Below are 18,921 nucleotides of genomic sequence, written 5' to 3'. Positions count from 1 at the left end.
GACAGCTTGACTGACACACCGAAATCGCGAGCAAGCTCACTCCTACAAGGGGCCTGCATCAGCAGTAAAGGATCACTGCATCTCGACGATGACTTGCTCGTTCCACAGTTGTGGCAGGGCTTTCGAGGTTTTTTCCCAAGCTGCCGCGTCTTTGATCGGCGTCACGTTCTTGTACTGCTCGTTAGGCAGCAGCTTGGCTTGCACGTCTGGCGGCAGGGTCAGGTGTTCGGCGCGGATCGGGCGCGCGTTGCCTTTGGCCAGGTTGATTTGGCCGGCGTCGCTGAAGATGTACTCACGGGCCAGCTTGGCAGCGTTCGGGTGCTTGGCGTATTTGTTGATGATCGTGGTGTAGCCCGAGATCACCGAACCGTCGGACGGGATCAGCACAACGTAGTCGTCAGGATTGGACATCTTGGCCTTGTAGCTCAGGCCGTTGAAGTCCCAGACCACGCCCACTTCCACTTCGCCTTTTTCCATCGACTGAATCGACGGGTTGTTGATGCCCAGGCGCTTTTGTTTGGCCAGTTCGGTGAACAACTGCAGGCCCGGCGCGAGGTTGGTTTCATCGCCTTTCATGGAGATCGCAGCGGCCAATACGCCGTTTGCAGCCTGGGCCGCAGTGCTGACATCACCGATGGTGACTTTGTATTTACCATTCTTCAGGTCAGCCCATTTGGTCGGTACGTCCGAGCCGTGCAGCAGCTTTTTGTTGACGATGAAAGCGATGGTGCCGGTGTAGGCCAGCGCCCAGTGACCGTCTTTGTCCTTGGCCCACTCCGGCACTTGCGCCCAGGTGCTCGGCTTGTAGGGTTGGGTCACGCCCTTCGCCACAGCGATCGGGCCGAATGCGGCACCCACGTCGCCAATGTCGGCGCTGGCGTTGTCTTTTTCCGCATCGAACTTGGCCACTTCCTGAGCCGAGCTCATGTCGGTGTCCATGTGCACCAGACCGTACTTGGCGGTCAGGTCGGTCCAGGTGCCTTTCCAGTTCGCCCAGTCATCGGGCATGCCCACGCTGTTGACCGCGCCTTCAGCCTTGGCGGCGGCTTCGAGTGTTTTCAGGTCGGTGTCGGCGGCCATGGCCGAAGTGCTCAGCGCGATGGCCGAACCCAGGAGTGATGCCAGCAAAAGGTGTTTCATTCGAAGCTCCTTTGTGCACTTCTCGACGGACTCATAGAAGTGTTCGTTGCGGATGGTTGGTCTAGGTCAGCAATACCTGAGCCAAGTTAGGCCAGTTACATGACGCTTTCGTGTCTGGACCGACTCTTGCTATGACCAGCAACAGCCCGGGCGATCGCTGTGAAATGAGCGTAGACCATGCTCAACCGCCTGATCTAAAAGGCCCGGATGATTTCCTGAGCGCTAGTCTTGCTGCCGCTCCTGGCTGGAATGTCACGCAACGGTCATCTAGGCCGCCTAGGCTCTGGAGCACCGAAACGGGCCATTCGGCGAGCGACACTGCCCTTAAATAGCGCTGGTCTAGTCCAGATAGGTAACGTAATGCGCGAAGAAATGCCCCGAGCGGTGACGACCATCTGCAACGCGCTGCAAGAGCAGATCGAACACGGCCTGTTGCCGCCGGGCAGCAAGTTGCCCGCTGAACGCAAATTGAGTGAGGTCTTCGACACGACGCGCATTACCTTACGCGAAGCGCTGGTGCAGCTCGAAGCCCAAGGTTTGATCTACCGCGAGGAGCGCCGAGGCTGGTTCATTTCACCGCCGCGACTGGCCTATGACTTGATGCGCCGCAGCCACTTTCACGCGATGGTTCAGGCCCAGGGCCGAGTGCCTGCCACCCAAGTGATTTCCGCGCGGCTGCAACCTGCATCGGCGGTGATTTGCGGGCTGCTGCAACTGCCGGCGCTGTCCAGCGTGATCCAGATCTGCCGCGCCCGCCGGATTGATGAGCGGCTGGTGCTTTACGTCGAGCACTACCTCAACCCCGATTACTTCCCGCATATTCTCGATAAGGACCTGAACCAGTCGCTGACTGAGCTCTACGCCAGCCACTACGACATTCGCTACGGCCAGGTGCGTTTCGAGATGGTGCCCACGGCGTTGCCCGTGGAAGCGGCGGCGGCGTTGAAAGTCTCCATCGGCAGCCCGGGCCTGCGGATCGCCCGGGTCAACCACGATCAGCGCGGGCGGCTGATCGATTGCGATCTGGAGTACTGGCGCCACGACGCGATTCACGTGAGCGCGGTGGTCGCGGATATCTAGCCCGGCTTACACCGACGCGTCGTCCTTTTTCTCGCGCACCTTGTTCACACGCCCGCCACTGGTGCTGACCTGCACGTTCAGGCGCGGCGTCGCCAGGTCCATGCCGGCTTCATCCAGATAGCGCTTGAGCGACAGGTTGAACGCCCGCGACACTTCCCATTGCTTGATCGGCGCGGTCTTGAAGCGGGCGCGGAGGATGGCGTTGCCCGAGTCGAAACTCTCCACCCCCTGAATCTCCAGCGGCGACCAGATGTTGCGCCGTTGCAGCGGATCGGTACGCATTTTCTGGCCGACATCCCGGACCATCTTCAGCGCGTCGTCGATGTTCATGTTCGCCGGAATCGCGATGCGGAAGATCGCGTAACCGAACTCCCGCGAGTAGTTCTGGATGCTCTTGATCTCGCTGAACGGGATGGTGTGGACGATGCCGTCGATGTCACGCAGGCGCACGGTGCGGATGGTCAGGCCTTCCACCGTGCCCAGGTGACCGCCGACGTCCACGTAATCGTCGATGGCCAGGGAATCTTCGATGATGATGAACAGCCCGGTGATCAAATCCGCCACCAGCGACTGCGCGCCGAAACCGATGGCCAGGCCGATCACACCGGCACCGGCCAACAGCGGCGTCACGTTCATGCCCATGTTCGCCAACGCGACAATCGACGCGATGATGAAAATGGTCACGAACAGCACGTTGCGGATCAGCGGCATCATGGTCTGCGCGCGGGTATTGGCCAAGCCTTTGCGCGAGCGGGTCAGGGCGTGGTGAATCGCTGTGTCCGCGAGAATCCAGATCAGCCAGGCAAACATAAGGGTCGCCGCCAGCCCGATCAGCCGGAGACTGATGTCGCGGCCGTCGCCCTCGGCGAAGCGGATCAGCGACAGGCCCCAGACCCGAAGGCCCAGTTCGATGAACACCAGCCAGATGAGCAGGTGCGCGACCGTGTAAAAGAAGTTCTTCAGGCGGTCCGAATACAGCGCGTGACGCTTGTGGGCATGGCCAGGCTTGAGCGAATGGCGTTTCACCAAGCCGTTGATGACCATGCACAACACCAGCAGCACGGTGCAGATCAGGGCCTGACGCAAGGCGGTGCTGGTGTCGCCCGCCGAAAAGAAGGTGGCGAACAGGGAAACGCCCACCAGCACCAGCGCCGGCAAGTACCAGAACGTGCCGAGGACCTCGATGCTGTCGCTCAGGGCGCGACGTTTGAGACGACGCGACAGCGCCTGGTTGCGGATCAGATGCGCGATCGGGCGACGGAAGCGGATGATGAACAATCCCGTGGACAGCGCAGCCATGACATTGGCCAGGGTCGCGGCGGTGTGCGCCAGGTGCACCCCAAGGCTGGCGACCAGACGCGGGTCGCTCAACGCCTCGCCGAACGCGGCAAAACTGCCGATCCACCACAACGGGCGAAACGCCTGATGGCGCAGGATGTACAGCGCCTGGTGGCGGTGCGGCCCGTCCAGCAGGGAAAACGCGATGACGCACACCGCCGAGAACAGCGTGCCGACCACCAGCGCGTAGGCGAGCACCATTGCCAGATCCCTACCCAGCGAGGGTGGCAGCGAGTAACTCAGGTAGATCGTGATCACCAGCGCCACCAGCCACGGGCCCAGCTTGCGTAGGGCGAAGCGCAGCATGTCCGACAGGCGTGGGTGCTGCGGAAGCTCGGCAGAAAGGCCGAAGCGCAGGCGCACCTTGTGGCCCAGCCAGATCAACGCCGCCGCCAGCAAACCCCAGATCGCCAGCACCACGGCAAAGCCCCAGATGATCGGCCACCACTGGTTGGCCGGCAGCATCAGCGCTATCAGTTCGTCCTGCGCCAGCGCCGCTTCGTCCCCCCAGCGGCTGAGCGGGCTGTCCGCGCCGGTGAACTGTTTCTCCAGCTCGGCGAACGAACTGCCGATCAGGCCCAGCACGCCTTGCTCCACGGTCGGCTGCGCCTTCTTGGTGGCGTCCCGCAACTTCTTCAGGTCATCAAGCAACTTGCTGCGCTGCTGATCGTTTTCCAGCGACGTGATCACCTCGTCCAAGGACTGCCCCAACGGCTCCTGGGCCTGGGGCTGCGTCTTGTCACCGCCACTGAGCAGACTTGGCAGGCCAGCGGCGTGGGTCAACGCAAACGGGAACAGCGCCAGCAGACAAAGCAGGAACAGGCGGGGCAGAACGGAAAGGCGGGTGGGAGCGATCACCTGGAAACAAACCTCGGATAGACAGGCGCTTGGGGGGCGTGTGGGGAACCGTGCCGGGTCAAGCAGAGGCGGATGAGTTTACGAGGGGATGAGGGGTGTGGCGAGTGGATTTTGGCTTAGTTATTTATCAACATCGTCAAGCGGCCAGAGTTTTGATAGAAAACCCGAGGCCGCCTGGCGACTACAACAGTTGACCAAGTAGCCAGCTCAGTCGAGCACCACTATTGCTCTGATGTATTTATTCTTCTCTGGTTGTATCTGTAACAATGAACTCGAATACTTCTGAGTAGGCACGTTGATCACTGCTATCTTTTACTGAGTACTTAACCGTCACCTGGCTGCCTGCGGGGTGCTGAAATAAACCGTATAGCTGCGGACCGGTCAGCTCAATCGTCAACACCTTGGATATATCAGATGCGCCGACGGGGAGCGGTTTGGATGAAGGGAATGGCCCAGGCGGGGGAGGACCTCCATCGACCCGTGTTACTTCAGCGATATAAACAGTGATTTCATCGCCAGCCTTAATTGTATCGCCGTCTACAAAAACGCCAAAACTGAATCCTTCTGCAGTTGTGTACTGTTGTCCATTGAATTGGAGTTTTTTAACGATGGGCGGGGCCAAGCTTTTTATGCTCATTACGCATTTCCTTTTGCGTGATTAGATTGCAAGCAAAGTATTGGCAGTGGAGGACAGAGGGTCAAGTAATTGCGAGCCGAACATCTAGACGTTTTTGCGATTGCCTCTATTGCTGTTGGCTATTAGTTATGTGTGACCCTGTACTGAGAGGGCATCGCTCATGCGACTCTTGGGAGAATCTTGACAACTTCCGTACAGCATCATCAGCATGCCAAATGTGATAGATGCAATGCCGCTGCTGTAATCGCGTTAGCTGAAACCGACACACAGCAAAAGCAATCTCATCACGACGAGGATGAGAAGGATAAGGTAGTCATCCATGACAGCATGCTCTTTTGAGAAGCAGTGCTGTCAAGTTAGGTCGGATTGGGGAAATGACTGGCGCCAATGCTAACCGCGGACTAGCGCGCTCTTACCAAGCGTCGTTCAGGGCAACTCGGCGCTCGCATAAAACGCTGATAGCACTTTCACCAGATGCGCCAGGTCCTGGCTGCCCGCCAATTCACGGATCGAGTGCATGGCGAAGGTCGGCAGGCCGATGTCAACGGTGCGCACGCCCAGATGACCGGCCGTGATCGGGCCGATCGTCGAGCCGCAGGCCATGTCGCTGCGCACAACGAAGCTCTGCACCGGCACTTCTTCGGCCATGCACAAGTGGCGGAAGAACCCGGCGGTTTCGCTGTTGGTGGCGTAGCGCTGGTTGCTGTTGACCTTGATCACCGGGCCGGCATTGAGTTTCGGGCCGTGGTTGGCGTCGTGCTTTTCGGCGTAATTCGGGTGCACGCCGTGGGCGTTGTCGGCGGAGATCAGCAGGGATTTCTGAATGGTGCGCACGTAATCGTCGCCTTCGGGCAGCAGGCGTTGCAGCACTTGTTCCAGCATCGGGCCGTCGGCGCCGCATGCAGACGTCGAGCCGACCTCTTCGTGGTCGGTGCAGATCAGCAGGCAGGTCTCGTCACCATCGGCATTGAGCAACGCTTGCAGCCCGGCGAAGCAGGACAGCAGGTTGTCGAGCCGCGCGCCGGCGATGAAGTCACCGTTCAGGCCGATGACGGCGGCGCTTTGGGTGTCGTAGAAGCTGAGTTCGTAATCGAGGACGACGTCGGCGTTCAGGCCATGCTCCCGGGCCAGTTGGTCGGTGAGCAGGGCGCGGAAGTCGGGGCGTTCATCACCGGCGACCTGGGCCAGGATCGGCGGCAGTTCAGTTTGCGGGTTGATCGCCCAGCCTTCGTTGGCGGTGCGATTGAGGTGGATCGCGAGGTTGGGGATGATGGCGATGGGCAGTTTGAAGTCGATCAACTGGCTTTCGACTTTGCCGTCGCGGCGGAAGGTGACGCGGCCGGCGAGGGAGAGGTCGCGGTCGAACCACGGCGCAAGGAGGGCGCCGCCGTAGACTTCGACGCCCAGTTGCCAGAAGCCCTGGCGTTGCAGTTCGGGTTGCGGTTTGACGCGCAGGCACGGGCTGTCGGTGTGGGCGCCCACGAGGCGGATGCCGCTTGTGAGGGGCGGCAGGCGACCGAGTTTGAAGGCGACGATGGAGGAGTCGTTGCGGGTGACGTAGTAGCGGCCGCCGGCTTCGGTGTACCAGGGCTCGCGTTCGTCGAGCCGCTGGTAGCCGGCGCCTTCCAGGCGTTGGACCAGGCTGGCGGTGGCATGAAAGGGGGTGGGGGAGGCCTTCAGGAAATCGATAAGGCCCTGATTCAACTCTTCGCGCATAGGTTACTCCAGGCAGCAATGGGCGGGAGTTTACAGGCCAAAAGGTGTTTTGATCGAGATCAAGATCAAGATCAATATCAAGATCCTTAAGATCAAGAGCGTCTGTCTGGGGACAGACTGTTTCGCCTTCGGCGAGTTACTTGGAAAAGCACCCCAAGTAACCAAGGGTGCTTGCTCCTGGTTGGGCCCGACTTCGTCGGGTTCCTTCACTCCGGTCCCGCTCCGTAGGCCCGCGCCGAACGGACATCCATGTCCTGACGGCGCTCTCGCCGCATCCATGCGGCTCGGCCCACTGCGCGACACCTGCGTTCAGCCTGCACCCAAGTCGCGATTGATGTCGTCTGGGATTCTTGTGTTTGAAGATCAAGATTAAAAGCTTCCCGGCTGAAGCCGGTCCTGCGGGGGAGCCGCCGGTCCCACTGACTGCACGCGGTTGTTTAGTGGGACCGGCTTTAGCCGGGAAGAGGCCAGTATGTGCGCTGGCAGTTTTGCAGACCGGCCCCCTTCCCTGTGGGAGCGAGCTTGCTCGCGAATGCTGTTGCTGTTGCTGTTGCTGTTGCTGTGCTTTTGATCTTCCTACACAAAAAGTCCAGACACCGCAAAACGCGACTTTGGTGCAGGCTGAACGGAGGTTTCGCGGAGTGGGCCGAGCGGCATGGATGCCGCGAGAGCCGCCCCCCGCCATGGATGGCGGATGGCGGCGGGCCCACGGAGCGAGACCGGAGTGAAGGAACCCGACGAAGTCGGGCCCAACCGAGAGCAGGCACCCTTGGTTACTTGGGGGGCTTTTCCAAGTAACTCGCCGAAGGCGAAATGATCTGCCGTTAGGCAGATGTTCTTGATCTTCAGTCTGTCCTGACTAACGAAATCAAAACGGCGCCGGGCACTCGAACCGAACCCGCTCGCCCGTCCCCGGATGGGTAAACGCCAGCATGCTCGCATGCAGACACAACCGCGGATAGGCCGCCAGCGCCTCCGGATGCGCATACAAACCATCGCCCAGCAACGGATGCCCGATCGACAACATATGCACCCGCAACTGATGCGACCGCCCGGTAATCGGCGTCAGCTCGACCCGACAATGGGTGTCATACCGCTCCAGCACCTTCCAGAACGTCAACGCATGCTTGCCCAACTCATGATCCACCACATGACGCGGCTTGGTTGGCGGGTCGTAACGCAATGGCAGATCAATACTGCCGCTGTCCAGGTCTGGCTGGCCCCACGCCAACGCCGTGTAAGCCTTCTCCGTCTCGCGGTCATGAAACTGCCGGGACAACTCACGGTGGGTGTCCGCGTCACGGGCCAGCAAAATGATCCCGGAGGTTTCCCAATCCAGCCGATGGACAATTCGCGCCTCGGGGTAGCCGTTTTCCTGCAGGCGGGTAATCAGACAGTCCTTGTTATCGTCAGCGCGACCAGGGACCGAAAGCAGCAGGGTGGGCTTGTTCACCACCAGGACAGCGTCGTCCTGGTGGAGGATATGAACGTTGGACAGCGGCATTGAACGCCTCATCACTCAAACAGGTGCACCGCGATCGCAGCAGCCATCGCGGCGCAGAAAACAGATCTTCAATAACGCCAACGGCGGCGCGCTTGCCTGACTCCTTAAAGGGATTCAGGCAACCGGGCCGCCGTGGCGACTGCCGTTTCGATCAACGATCAGGCAGGGTGATGTTCAGTTCCAGAATCGAGCAGCTGCCGTCGTTTTCAAGGGCGACATGCACGTCATCGTTGCCGATATTGACGTACTTGCGGATCACCTCGACCAACTCCTTCTGCAAGGCGGGCAGGTAATCCGGGGTGCTGCGTTGGCCGCGTTCATGCGCCACGATGATCTGTAGACGCTCTTTCGCTACCGACGCGGTGCTGGGCTTTTTGTTGGCACGAAAGAAGTCAAAAATGCTCATCAGTTACCCCCGAACAGGCGTTCGAAAAATCCTTTTTTCTGTACGTCCAGGAAGCGGTGCTCACGGTCCTTGCCCAACAGACGGTCAACGGCATCGCTGTACGCCTGGCCAGCGTCGCTCTGATCATCAAGGATGACCGGCACGCCCTGGTTGGACGCCTTGAGTACGGCCTGGGATTCCGGAATCACGCCCAGCAGAGTCACCGCGAGGATTTCCTTGACGTCTTCGACGCCCAGCATCTCGCCCTTGCTCACGCGCTCAGGGTTGTAACGGGTCAGGAGCAGGTGCTCCTTGATCGGGTCTTCCCCACGCTCGGCGCGGCGGGACTTGCTGGCCAGCAGGCCCAGCATGCGGTCCGAGTCACGGACCGAAGACACTTCAGGGTTGGTCACGACGATGGCTTCGTCGGCGAAATACATCGCCAGGTGAGCGCCCGTCTCGATACCGGCAGGGGAGTCGCAGACGACGTACTCGAAGGTTTCCTTGAGTTCCATCAGGACTTTTTCAACGCCCTCTTTGGTCAGCGCATCCTTGTCACGGGTCTGGCTGGCAGCGAGGACGTAAAGACCTTCGATCTTCTTGTCCTTGATCAGCGCCTGCTGCAGGTTGGCTTCGCCGTTGACTACGTTGACGAAGTCATAAACGACGCGACGCTCGCAACCCATGATCAGGTCGAGGTTACGCAGGCCGACGTCGAAGTCGACGATAACTGTTTTGTGGCCGCGCAGTGCGAGACCGGTACCGATGGCGGCGCTGGTGGTGGTCTTGCCCACACCACCCTTGCCGGATGTAACCACGAGAATCTTGGCCAAGGTGTATCACCCCTAGAGGAAAAGGACGTTGAGTCCCTGAAGAGCCCCTCATGACGGCGCAACTAAAGCGGGCGAGGGCGGTGATCGGAACCCGTGAAGGAATTCCTGTTCGGGCGAACAAAAAAATATCCCGAACGTCCCGGTGCCTTCGCGTCGTTTTCGCGACGAATCAGAGTGGCTTAAAAATGGCGCAGTATCCGTTAAAGACGGGTGATGTTCAACACGTCGCCGGACAGACTGATCTGCACACCGGCACCCCATAGCGGATCCCGGCGCAGGTCTTCGGACACCTTGTACTGGCCGGCGATCGAGATCAGTTCGGCGACCATTTGCTGGCAGAAAATCCGTGCCTTGGTATCGCCTTTGATCCCCGCCAGCGCGCGGCCGCGCATCGGGCCGTACACGTGAATATTGCCGTCGGCGAGCAGTTCGGCGCCAGGGCTGACCGAGGAAATCACTACCAGATCCGAGCCTTGGGCGTAGATCTGCTGACCGCCGCGCACGGGGGCGGTGATGATCTTGGTCGGTTTGATCAGCGGCTCGGGCGGCTTTTCAATGATTTCCGGCTTCTTTTTGACTTCGCCTTCCGTCGGATCAAGCGGTCGCTCGCGCGCGCCCGAAGGCGGCAGCACCGGCAGGTCGATGGAAATGGCGGCGGCGATGTCTTCAATCCGGTTGGCCCGAATGGCCAGGGTGCGCAGACCGTGCTGACGGCAGATGCGCATCATCGCCGGCAGGTCGATCGCGCCTTCATCCGGCGGCAGTTTGTGGAGGGCCAGCACCAGCGGTGTATTGCTGAAGAAGTTCGGCGCCTGGGCGACTTTTGCCGCCAGTTGACGATCCAGCGCTTCGAGGTTGTTGCGGGCCAGTTCCAGCACAGTGATGGCCAGCATGCTGCCCTTCAGCTGGAACACGGGGTCCTTGTCTTGCAATTCGATTTGGCTCATGTCGGCATACAGCGGCTTGTCGCTAAAAGTGCCGAGACTTATAACGATAACGCCCGCCAGCCGCAAGGGAGGCGCAACCGACGGCGGCACGATCCGCGCGAACCGATGTAGAATGCCCGCCTTTGTCCTGACGGAAGCTGTAATGGATCGCCCGCGTTTTCGAGCTCATTTTCTTCATCCCCGCTTCTGGCTGCTGTGGCTGGGGCTGGGCTTGCTCTGGCTGATCGTGCAGTTGCCGTTTCGCGTGTTGCTGGTGATTGGCCGTGCGTTGGGCTGGGTCATGTATTACCAGGCAACCGATCGGCGGGTGATTGCCGCGCGCAACCTCGAGCTGTGTTTCCCCCAGTATTCAAAGGCCGAGCGCAAACGCCTGCTGAAAGAAAACTTCGCCTCCACCGGCATCGCGTTTTTTGAAATGGCCATGAGCTGGTGGTGGAGCAAGCCCCGTCTCGCGCGGTTGGCGCACATCGACGGCCTACATCATTTAAAGCAGGCGCAGCTGGACGGCCATGGCGTGATCCTCATGGCGCTGCACTTCACCACCCTGGAAATCGGCGCGGCCTTGCTCGGCCAGCAGCACACCATCGACGGCATGTACCGCGAGCACAAGAACGCGCTCTTTGATTACATTCAGCGACGCGGCCGCGAGCGCCACAACATGGATTCCATCGCCGTCGAGCGCGAAGACGTGCGCGGCATGATCAAGCAACTGCGCAAGGGCCGGGCGATCTGGTATGCGCCGGATCAGGACTACGGCGCCAAGCAGAGCATCTTCGTGCCGCTGTTCGGCATTCAGGCCGCCACCGTGCCGGCCACCAGCAAATTCGCCAAGCTCGGCCACGCGCTGGTCGTGCCGTTCACTCAGGAGCGTCTGGCCGATGGCAGTGGCTACAAGCTGGTGATCCATCCGCCTCTGAGCGATTTTCCGGGGGAGAGCGACGAGGCCGACTGCATTCGCATCAATCAATGGGTCGAGCGCGCCGTCACCGCATGCCCCGAGCAGTATCTGTGGGCGCACCGGCGTTTCAAGAGTCGGCCGCCGGGCGAGCCGAAGCTGTACAAGAAGCGTGGCTGAAACCAAGAGCTGAGACCCCATGACGACAAGCGCCACAGAACAACACGCGGTGCGCAACGCCTCAGCCTTGGCTCCCGGCGTCGAGCCAGTGACCGGGCTGATCCTGTCCGGCGGCGGCGCTCGTGCGGCGTATCAAGTGGGCGTGCTGGCGGGCATCGCCGACCTGCTGCCGGTCGGCGCCAAAAATCCTTTTCCGGTGATCGTCGGCACCTCCGCCGGGGCGATCAACGCGGTGAAGCTGGCCAGCGGCGCCGCGCAATTTCGTACGGCAATTCACGAACTCACTGAGTTTTGGCAGGGCTTTCGCAGCCATCAAGTGTTGCGCAGTGACTGGGCCGGCGTCGTTCGGCAGGCGGCGCGGTTCTTCGGTCGCAGCCTGCTGGGCATCGGTCGCCAACAGGTGCCGGTGGCGCTGCTCAACAGCTCACCGCTGAAGGATCTGCTGACCGCACGTCTCAACCTCGACGGCATTGACGAAGCCATCGAAGCAAAGCATCTGCGCGCAGTGGCGATCACCGCATTCGGTTACGAGTCGGGGCAGGCGGTTACGTTTTATCAGGGCAAGGGCACGATCGAATCCTGGCTGCGGCATCGCCGGATCGGCCTGCCGACGCGCTTGACCATTGACCATCTGCTGGCCAGCTCCGCAATTCCGTTGCTGTTCGCGCCGGTGAAACTGGGGCAGGAATATTTTGGTGACGGCGCGGTGCGGCAGTCGGCGCCGATCAGTCCGGCGCTGCACCTGGGGGCCAACCGCGTGCTGGTGGTGGGCGTCAGCGGCAACCCCCGTGGCCCCGGCGCGAACCCGCCCGTGCCGCGAGCGGTCCGTGGCGTGCAACCGAGTCTTGCGCAGATCGGCGGGCACATGCTCAACAGCACGTTCATTGACAGCCTCGAAAGCGACATTGAATTGCTGGAACGGCTGAATCTGGTCAGCCGCATGCTGCCCGGGCCCGACGTGCCCAGGCCGCAGTCGTCAGACTCGACGCCCATTCAGTCCCTGGCGCCGGTCGAAGTGCTGGTGATTTCGCCCAGCCAGCCCATCGATGAAATCGCCGCCCGTCATCGCCGCGAATTGCCCCCGGCGCTGCGCACGTTTCTGCGCGGCCCGGGTGCGACCAAGACCAGCGGGGCAGGGGTGCTCAGCTATCTGTTGTTCGAATCGGGTTATTGCAGTGAGCTCATCGAACTGGGCCGCCGCGACGCGATGGCCCAGAAGGATGAGTTGATGCGCTTCCTGCGTCCGGAGTAGTTGCCCTGCTGAATGCCGGGTCCAGGGCGGTCAAGCCGTGAGCTTGTCATCCCGAAAATCCCGCAGCGCCTGTTCGATTTCTTCCCGGCTGTTCATCACGAATGGCCCGTATTGCACGATCGGTTCGCCCAGTGGCTTGCCAGCGATCAGCAGCACGCGGGCACCCGTCTGAGTGCTCAGCTGAATCTCACCGCTTTCCGACAATCGCGCGAGACGGCTCGTACCCAGTTTCTGTGGTTGCCCTGCCATCTCGACTTCACCTTCGTACACGTACAGCAGCACCCGATGGCCCTCGGCGACGCGCGGGCTGGTGTGGCTGCCGGCGGGCATGTGGAAATCGAAATACTGTGGCTCGGTGTCCGGACGCTGCACGGCGCCTGCCTGGGACGCCTGGCCGTCGTCGAACTGACCTGCGATCACCACAACGTCGACGCCGCTTTGCGTGGTGATGCGCGGAATGCGCTCGGGTTGAATGTCGTCGTAACCGGCGTCGCCCATCTTCGATTTGGCCGGCAGGTTGAGCCACAGCTGGAAGCCGCGCATGGCGCCTTCTTCCTGCTCGGGCATCTCGCTGTGGATGACCCCGCGCGCAGCGGTCATCCATTGCACACCGCCGCCTTGCAGCAGGCCGACGTTGCCCATGTGGTCTTCATGGCGCATGCGGCCTTCGAGCATGTAGGTCACGGTCTCGAATCCGCGATGGGGGTGGGGCGGAAAGCCGGCGATGTACTCGTCGGGGTTCTCGGAGCCGAACTCGTCGAGCATCAGGAACGGGTCGAAGGCTTCGATGCCTGGCCCGCCGAACACACGGGTCAGCTTGACGCCAGCACCGTCGGACGTCGGTTGGCCGGCCTGGATCGACAGCACTTTACGAAATTGAGGCATGGGGCTCACTCCGGCAGAAGGGGAATGGCGCCTATGGTAGGCCTGTTGGGGCGATGGATGGGTGACGTTTTTGCGGGGGAATGATCAGGTTTGGCGATGGGTCTGGGCGAAGTGTGGGAGCGAGCTTGCTCGCGAATAGGTTTATAGCCGCCAGATCTCCAGCGGCCGTAATAACGTCTTCGCGAGCAAGCTCACTCCTACAATGAGGCGATTACTCGGACACCTGCAGCTTGCGGGCCTCGGTGTACACGTAACGCACTTTCTCGTACTCGAACGGCGAGTCCATCTGACCGTAGCGGAAGCTGGTCGTGTAGCGACGGTCGATGGCGCGCAGCAGGTACAGCTCAGGATGGTCTTCGCTGACCTGAGCGACGTTGAGGAAGTTGATCTGCGACTCTGCGGTGAAGTCGAAGACCAGACCGCCGGTGTCACGCAGGTTCGACGGGCCAAGGATCGGCAGCACCAGGTACGGGCCGGCCGGTACGCCATAGAAACCCAGGGTCTGACCGAAGTCTTCGCTCTGTTTCTTCAGGCCCATCAGGGTCGCCGGATCCCACAGCCCGGCAATGCCCAGGGTGGTGTTGACGATCAGGCGGCCGGTGGTTTCCATCGAACGCTTGCCCTTGAACTGCAGCAGGCTGTTCAGCAGGTTCGGCACATCGCCCAGGTTGCTGAAGAAGTTGCTGACGCCCGTGCGCACGAAGCTCGGTGTCACGTATTTGTAGCCGTTGACCACCGGCAGGAACACCCACTCATCGAAGCGATAGTTGAAGTGGTAAACCCGGCGGTTCCAGGATTCCAGAGGATCGTAGACATTCAGCGCGTTGAGGGACGAACGCTCGAACTCCTGAGCATCCAGACCCGGGTTGAATTTCAGCGACTTCAACGGCTCGGTGAACCCGTCCGGGTTGTCGATCCGCTGGACCGGGGCTGCCTGGGAAACGATCGGCGCGTCGGCCGCGTGGACGGCGCCAGCGCAGAGGAGGGCGGCGATAAGCAATAGACGTTTAGCCACGGAAAAACTCCAGCATGGCGTCGCTGTTGACGCGATAGTTCATGTTGCCGCAGTGACCGCCGTAAGGGTAAACGGTCAAGCGATCGCCAAAAGTCTTGCGCAGGAAACCGAGGTCGCCCGGGCCGAGGATCACGTCATCGGCGTTGTGCATCACGGCGATCTTCTTGCTGCTCGCCAGATAATCCTTCAGCGCGTACAGGCTGACCTGATCAACCAGTTGCAGCAGGCTGCCGCCGTCGGTACGAGCACGCCACATCGGAATGACCTGCTCGGTCACATAGCAATCGAAATCACACTGCAGCGCGCGCTTGAGGAACGGCGTCAGGCTGGTGCCTTCGCTGATCGGGGTCTTCGGCGGGGTAATCAGGCCGCGACGGTTGATCAGGTCGGAGGTGAAGGCGATGTCGGCAGCCGAGAAACGGAACGAGGTGCCGATCAGCATGGCCATCTGTTCATTGGACAGGTGCTGCTTGGACTGCTGGAAGTCATACAGCAGCGCATCGTTCAGGTCGATGTAGCCTTTTTCGCGGAAGTAGCGGGTCAGCTTCTGCAGCACCAGCTCATAGAAGGTGGTGCTGTTGGTGATGCCTTTAACGTCGGTCTGCACCATCTTGTCGAGGTTGGTGATCGACGTGTACAGGTTCACCGGCGGGTTGATCAGCAGCACTTTCTTGAAGTTGAAGCTGCGACGGGTTTCGTCGAGTTTGCTGACGAACGCCGCATCCAGTGCGCCTAGGCTGTAACCGGTCAGGTAATACTCGGTGACCTGCAGCTTGGACTGCTGGGCGCGAACGGCCTGCATGACGCGGTACAAGTCTTCGGCGTCTTCCTTGGTCACGCCCGGGGTGGCGAAACGTGAAGCGGCGCTCATGAAGTCGTAGCTGGTCGGCGACGAAAGCTGCACGACGTTGTAACCGGCGCCGTAGTACAGCTTCTTCAGGTATTCATTAAGGGTGCTGTTATAAGGCGCGCCGGTGCCGGCGATCAGGAAGATCAACGGCGCAGGGTGGTCTTGTTTGGCGAGGCGGTAACGCAGTTTTTTCACGGCCCAGAAGTTGTCCGGCAGTGTGAACTCACGCTCCGGACGCATCGTGAGGCTGTAATCGTCCTGATCGATGTCGGCGTCTTCAGGCACCTTGGCACGCAAATCCGGTGGGGTCGTGGCGATGGTCGCTTCGAACGGATTGGTCAAGGGGAAGCCATAGCTGGACGGATCGATATCGACCGCCATCACGGACGCACTCAAAAACAGGCCGCCTGATAAGGCGGCGAGGCGCAGAAAACGAAGCATGACTGAATCCCTTGGGAATGATGTGCTGTTGAAATACGCAGGCTATGACACGGGTGTAGTGCCAAAGTGCCGTGACGGCAAGTGACTCTCGCATGACCCTCCGCGACGATACAGGTTATGGCACTTCTGGCCTGTCTGCTCGTGCTTTTTATCGGCCGTATGGTTTTGCCCGGGCGGCTGCGGCTATGCTGCGCGCCGTTGGTTCTTTTCTGGAGTGTGTCGTGTCCCGTCGTCTGCCGTTGGTGGTGCTGTTTTTCGTTCTGGCGCTGTGGCTCGCCGTCAGTTACGGCTTGCGTTACGGCCTGATGGAAGACGTGCGATGGGTAGGAGTCTGCGCGGACGAGGCGTCGAAATGGCAGTGCCAGTTGCGCTCGAACCTGGGCCTGTGGATTCATTTCGGCGTGTTCGGGTGGGGCGCTTTGATCACATCGCTGATCGCGTTCTTTATTCCGCGTCAGGTTGGTCGAGCGCTTGCAGTGGCCGGCTTGCTGCTGGGGATATTGGCGCTGGTGCTGTACACGGCCAGTCTGGCGGTGTTCGCGGTGGTGATCGCCGGGTTGCGCCTGGTGCGTCATCAACGGGCCTGACTTCACAACGGGCTTGGCTTCAAACGCCAAACGCCAGACAGCATAAAGGGGAGCCGAGGCTCCCCTTTAAATCGTTGCACGTGCTCTTTCTTATTGTTGTAGGGCGGTCTGTTGTTGTTATTGGCAACCGGTCCCTCTACAGCGTCTTTCGGTGATCCCCATACGGGATACAAGAGCAAACGTATTTTTTTGAGCGCTGACCTGCTTTGATTCCTCTTCTGCGAGAGGTGATCCAACCCGTTCTGGCCGCTACCTGAGGGTAGTTTTATTATTCTCGGTCGGGCTGCGAGGCCTAAGCCTCGGTAAAGCGTTTCTACTCCAAAAAAATCTGTTGGCTGCGTCTCTGTGCCGTTGTTCTTGTTATGTCAGAGCCGATTCATCTTATTTTTATTGGGTTTTCACATTTTGTTCTTGTTATGCAGGAGATATAGCAGGGTGCGTGCCAACTTTTGTAAACCCTTGTGAATCAATGGTTTGCGAAATCCGATCGTTTGGCATCCCTGCCGTGTAACGGAATTCTGTTTCCGTGTTACCCGCCTGCGGGCTTTTCAGTCCTTCGGCGGTAACACAATGTATCCGTCGCCCTGCACACTCGGTTACACAGCGTCGGCCATCGCCTGCGCATTGCTCGTTGCCTTCACCCGAGCGCTGATCTGCACGCTGCGCCACAGTGCCAGCGCCATCAACACACTCACCACCGCCCACGCCCACGCCTGGGGATTGCTCAAGCCCTCGCGAAACAGTTGCGGCACGATGCCCGCGCCGACGATGAACATCAGCAGGCCGATCTCCCGACGTGGTGCCGCCACCGGGCGGATCAGGTAGACCAGAGCGGGCACCCACAGCGTCGCGGTCGCGAAACTGCGGTAGCGCGGATCAAACACCATCGCCAGCATCATCACCGCCGCCGCGAACCCGCTGGCGTACAACCACCATCCGCCACGAGCGTCCAGCCAGGCAAACGCACGCTCGCGCCACCCTGCGCGGGCCGACAACGCCAGCGCCGCATGGGCGAGCACCAGCAGATTCAGCGCCACCAGCGCCGTCGCCCACAGGTATTCGCCGGCAAAGCGGCTGGTCACCCGGGCCAGTTCACCCCAGGTGCCGATGCAGCACCCGGCGAACGCCGCCAGCAACGGAAGCATCAGCGCGCTGCGTGCATGACTGACCCGGCCAGCCCACGCCAGGGCCAGCAAGGCAATCGCGCCACTGACCGTCAGCCAGAATGGCCACAACGGCAGGTTCGACACCGGTCCGGCCAGCACGCCTTTGTCCTGGCGATCTGCATCGAACAGGCCCCAGTAACCGCCCACTGCGCCTTCGGACTGGCGCTTCCACGGCTGGTCGAACGCCTCGATCAGGTTGTAGTGCCAGCCGTGTTGCTCGGCCATCGCGACGAAACTGCGAATGAATTTGGCCTCGTTGACCCGGCTTGGCAGCGCGGTTTCACGCTGGCGGCCTTCGCTGGGCCAGCCGGTTTCGCCGATGAGAATGTCCTTGGGCGCGAATTTCCTGCCGAAGTCTTCACGGATCTGCGCGACGTGGGCCAGGGCCTCGTCGATGCCGGTGGGATCATCCTCCCAGTACGGCAGCAGATGGATCGTCAGGAAATCTACGGCAGGCGCGACTTCCGGGTATTGCAGCCAGTATTCCCAGACATCTGCATAGGTGACCGGCTGCTTGACCTGCGCTTTCACCTGACGAATCAGCGTGGCCAGTTGAGCGCCGGTGACTTCCTTGCGCAACAGGCTCTCGTTACCGACGATCACCGCGGTCACCACATCCGGGTGGGTGTTTGCCGCCGTCACCAGCGCCTTGATTTCCTTGGCCGTGTCGACCGGATTGCCGTTGACCCAGGCGCCGAGCATCAGCTTGAGGCCGTACTTGCGGGCGATGTCGGGCAGCGCCTCCATGCCGGTCATTGAATAGGTGCGCACACAGTCGAAGCGCGTCGCGAGGAGCGCCAGGTCAGCGTCCATCCGCGCGGGGCGCAGGGTGAAGGGCTGGTCGAACGGGGACTGGTCCTTGTCGAACGGCGTGTAGGACGCGCATTGCAGTTTGTGGGTCGGCGTGGCGGCGTCCGGCAGAATCACCGGCTTGCCCAGCCAGTACCAGTAGCCGCACAGGCCAAGCAGCGCAATCAAACAGGAGAACAGATAAAGGAGGACGACAGGCGAGCGGGACGGTGCGGACATGATGGGGCCGAAGTGAGGCGAAGGGCGGCATATTAGCAAGATGACGCGGCTACACACCTCATCCTGTCAGCGCTTTTGTAAACCATGCAATTTCCGGACGACCCGCTAGCCTCTTTACGACCTGTCTGTCGTTGATGGCGCGGTGACGTCGTTTACCGGGTGGCTGGGTGTCGCTGGCAGGAA

At 60.7% G+C, this 18,921-nt stretch carries 16 protein-coding genes; 4 read left to right on the top strand and 12 right to left on the bottom strand.

Annotation, left to right across the window (positions count from 1 at the left end; genetic code table 11):
- Positions 1-72: 72 nt before the first annotated feature.
- On the bottom strand, positions 73-1,140 hold the full coding sequence (locus tag ABEH28_RS22800) for an ABC transporter substrate-binding protein (protein ID WP_282373132.1): 1,068 nt from the start codon (positions 1,138-1,140) through the stop codon (positions 73-75).
- Positions 1,141-1,500: 360 nt separating this feature from the next.
- On the opposite strand from ABEH28_RS22800, the gene ABEH28_RS22795 reads away from it, so the two are divergent.
- Complete coding sequence (locus tag ABEH28_RS22795; protein ID WP_192170948.1) at positions 1,501-2,220, top strand: UTRA domain-containing protein; 720 nt, start codon at positions 1,501-1,503, stop codon at positions 2,218-2,220.
- A gap of 6 nt (positions 2,221-2,226) precedes the next feature.
- On the opposite strand, the gene ABEH28_RS22790 is transcribed toward ABEH28_RS22795, so the two are convergent.
- The 7 genes from ABEH28_RS22790 to minC form a co-directional block, all read right to left on the bottom strand.
- Complete coding sequence (locus tag ABEH28_RS22790) at positions 2,227-4,416, bottom strand: mechanosensitive ion channel family protein (RefSeq protein WP_346631134.1); 2,190 nt, start codon at positions 4,414-4,416, stop codon at positions 2,227-2,229.
- A 238-nt stretch (positions 4,417-4,654) separates the two neighbouring features.
- The gene (locus tag ABEH28_RS22785; RefSeq protein WP_346631133.1) at positions 4,655-5,053 is read right to left on the bottom strand and encodes a hypothetical protein; all 399 of its coding nucleotides are present in this window, start codon (positions 5,051-5,053) and stop codon (positions 4,655-4,657) included.
- Positions 5,054-5,479: 426 nt separating this feature from the next.
- Entirely contained in the window at positions 5,480-6,769 is a 1,290-nt protein-coding gene (locus ABEH28_RS22780) for a M18 family aminopeptidase (RefSeq protein ID WP_346631132.1), read from the bottom strand.
- Between the two features lie 868 nt (positions 6,770-7,637).
- Positions 7,638-8,273 (bottom strand): pseudouridine synthase, encoded by a 636-nt coding sequence (locus tag ABEH28_RS22775; RefSeq protein WP_122623099.1) that lies wholly within the window; start codon positions 8,271-8,273, stop codon positions 7,638-7,640.
- Positions 8,274-8,424: 151 nt separating this feature from the next.
- On the bottom strand, positions 8,425-8,679 hold the full coding sequence (gene minE, locus ABEH28_RS22770) for a cell division topological specificity factor MinE (RefSeq protein ID WP_037013831.1): 255 nt from the start codon (positions 8,677-8,679) through the stop codon (positions 8,425-8,427).
- Complete coding sequence (gene minD / locus ABEH28_RS22765) at positions 8,679-9,491, bottom strand: septum site-determining protein MinD (RefSeq protein WP_037013830.1); 813 nt, start codon at positions 9,489-9,491, stop codon at positions 8,679-8,681. The genes minE and minD overlap by 1 nt, the downstream gene beginning before the upstream one ends.
- 200 nt (positions 9,492-9,691) lie before the next feature.
- Positions 9,692-10,438, bottom strand: coding sequence for a septum site-determining protein MinC (minC, locus tag ABEH28_RS22760; protein ID WP_346631131.1), 747 nt, complete (start codon positions 10,436-10,438; stop codon positions 9,692-9,694).
- A gap of 142 nt (positions 10,439-10,580) precedes the next feature.
- Between minC and ABEH28_RS22755 the strand changes: the two genes are divergently transcribed.
- Both ABEH28_RS22755 and ABEH28_RS22750 read left to right on the top strand, forming a co-directional pair.
- Positions 10,581-11,513: a lipid A biosynthesis lauroyl acyltransferase gene (locus tag ABEH28_RS22755; RefSeq protein ID WP_192170952.1), complete on the top strand. Its 933-nt coding sequence runs from the start codon at positions 10,581-10,583 to the stop codon at positions 11,511-11,513.
- 19 nt (positions 11,514-11,532) lie between these two features.
- Positions 11,533-12,765: a patatin-like phospholipase family protein gene (locus ABEH28_RS22750; protein WP_346631130.1), complete on the top strand. Its 1,233-nt coding sequence runs from the start codon at positions 11,533-11,535 to the stop codon at positions 12,763-12,765.
- A gap of 30 nt (positions 12,766-12,795) precedes the next feature.
- Here the strand turns inward: ABEH28_RS22750 and ABEH28_RS22745 are convergent, their stop codons facing one another.
- The 3 genes from ABEH28_RS22745 to ABEH28_RS22735 form a co-directional block, all read right to left on the bottom strand.
- On the bottom strand, positions 12,796-13,650 hold the full coding sequence (locus ABEH28_RS22745; protein WP_346631129.1) for a pirin family protein: 855 nt from the start codon (positions 13,648-13,650) through the stop codon (positions 12,796-12,798).
- A 211-nt stretch (positions 13,651-13,861) separates the two neighbouring features.
- On the bottom strand, positions 13,862-14,665 hold the full coding sequence (locus ABEH28_RS22740) for a VacJ family lipoprotein (protein WP_192170954.1): 804 nt from the start codon (positions 14,663-14,665) through the stop codon (positions 13,862-13,864).
- Positions 14,658-15,956: a serine/threonine protein kinase gene (locus tag ABEH28_RS22735; protein WP_065986875.1), complete on the bottom strand. Its 1,299-nt coding sequence runs from the start codon at positions 15,954-15,956 to the stop codon at positions 14,658-14,660. Before ABEH28_RS22735 ends, ABEH28_RS22740 begins: the two co-directional genes overlap by 8 nt.
- 221 nt (positions 15,957-16,177) lie before the next feature.
- Between ABEH28_RS22735 and ABEH28_RS22730 the strand changes: the two genes are divergently transcribed.
- The gene (locus tag ABEH28_RS22730) at positions 16,178-16,543 is read left to right on the top strand and encodes a hypothetical protein (protein ID WP_346631128.1); all 366 of its coding nucleotides are present in this window, start codon (positions 16,178-16,180) and stop codon (positions 16,541-16,543) included.
- Positions 16,544-17,139: 596 nt separating this feature from the next.
- Here ABEH28_RS22730 and ABEH28_RS22725 read toward each other — a convergent pair.
- Entirely contained in the window at positions 17,140-18,738 is a 1,599-nt protein-coding gene (locus ABEH28_RS22725; protein WP_346631127.1) for a glycosyl hydrolase family 17 protein, read from the bottom strand.
- Between the last annotated feature and the right edge of the window lie 183 nt (positions 18,739-18,921).

Origin of the sequence: Pseudomonas sp. Ps21-P2 (genome assembly GCF_039672565.1) — a bacterium.
GTDB lineage: Bacteria > Pseudomonadota > Gammaproteobacteria > Pseudomonadales > Pseudomonadaceae > Aquipseudomonas.
Note: the sequence above shows the minus strand (reverse complement) of the source record. Positions and strands in the feature narration are given on the sequence as shown.

Bases quoted from the DNA above. Each gene is read 5' to 3' on its own strand.
- ABEH28_RS22800 (WP_282373132.1), bottom strand. From the start codon at position 1,140: ATGAAACACCTTTTGCTGGCATCACTCCTGGGTTCGGCCATCGCGCTG.
- ABEH28_RS22795 (WP_192170948.1), top strand. From the start codon at position 1,501: ATGCGCGAAGAAATGCCCCGAGCGGTGACGACCATCTGCAACGCGCTG.
- ABEH28_RS22785 (WP_346631133.1), bottom strand. From the start codon at position 5,053: ATGAGCATAAAAAGCTTGGCCCCGCCCATCGTTAAAAAACTCCAATTC.
- ABEH28_RS22780 (WP_346631132.1), bottom strand. From the start codon at position 6,769: ATGCGCGAAGAGTTGAATCAGGGCCTTATCGATTTCCTGAAGGCCTCC.
- ABEH28_RS22775 (WP_122623099.1), bottom strand. From the start codon at position 8,273: ATGCCGCTGTCCAACGTTCATATCCTCCACCAGGACGACGCTGTCCTG.
- minE (WP_037013831.1), bottom strand. From the start codon at position 8,679: ATGAGCATTTTTGACTTCTTTCGTGCCAACAAAAAGCCCAGCACCGCG.
- minC (WP_346631131.1), bottom strand. From the start codon at position 10,438: ATGAGCCAAATCGAATTGCAAGACAAGGACCCCGTGTTCCAGCTGAAG.
- ABEH28_RS22755 (WP_192170952.1), top strand. From the start codon at position 10,581: ATGGATCGCCCGCGTTTTCGAGCTCATTTTCTTCATCCCCGCTTCTGG.
- ABEH28_RS22750 (WP_346631130.1), top strand. From the start codon at position 11,533: ATGACGACAAGCGCCACAGAACAACACGCGGTGCGCAACGCCTCAGCC.
- ABEH28_RS22745 (WP_346631129.1), bottom strand. From the start codon at position 13,650: ATGCCTCAATTTCGTAAAGTGCTGTCGATCCAGGCCGGCCAACCGACG.
- ABEH28_RS22735 (WP_065986875.1), bottom strand. From the start codon at position 15,956: ATGCTTCGTTTTCTGCGCCTCGCCGCCTTATCAGGCGGCCTGTTTTTG.
- ABEH28_RS22725 (WP_346631127.1), bottom strand. From the start codon at position 18,738: ATGTCCGCACCGTCCCGCTCGCCTGTCGTCCTCCTTTATCTGTTCTCC.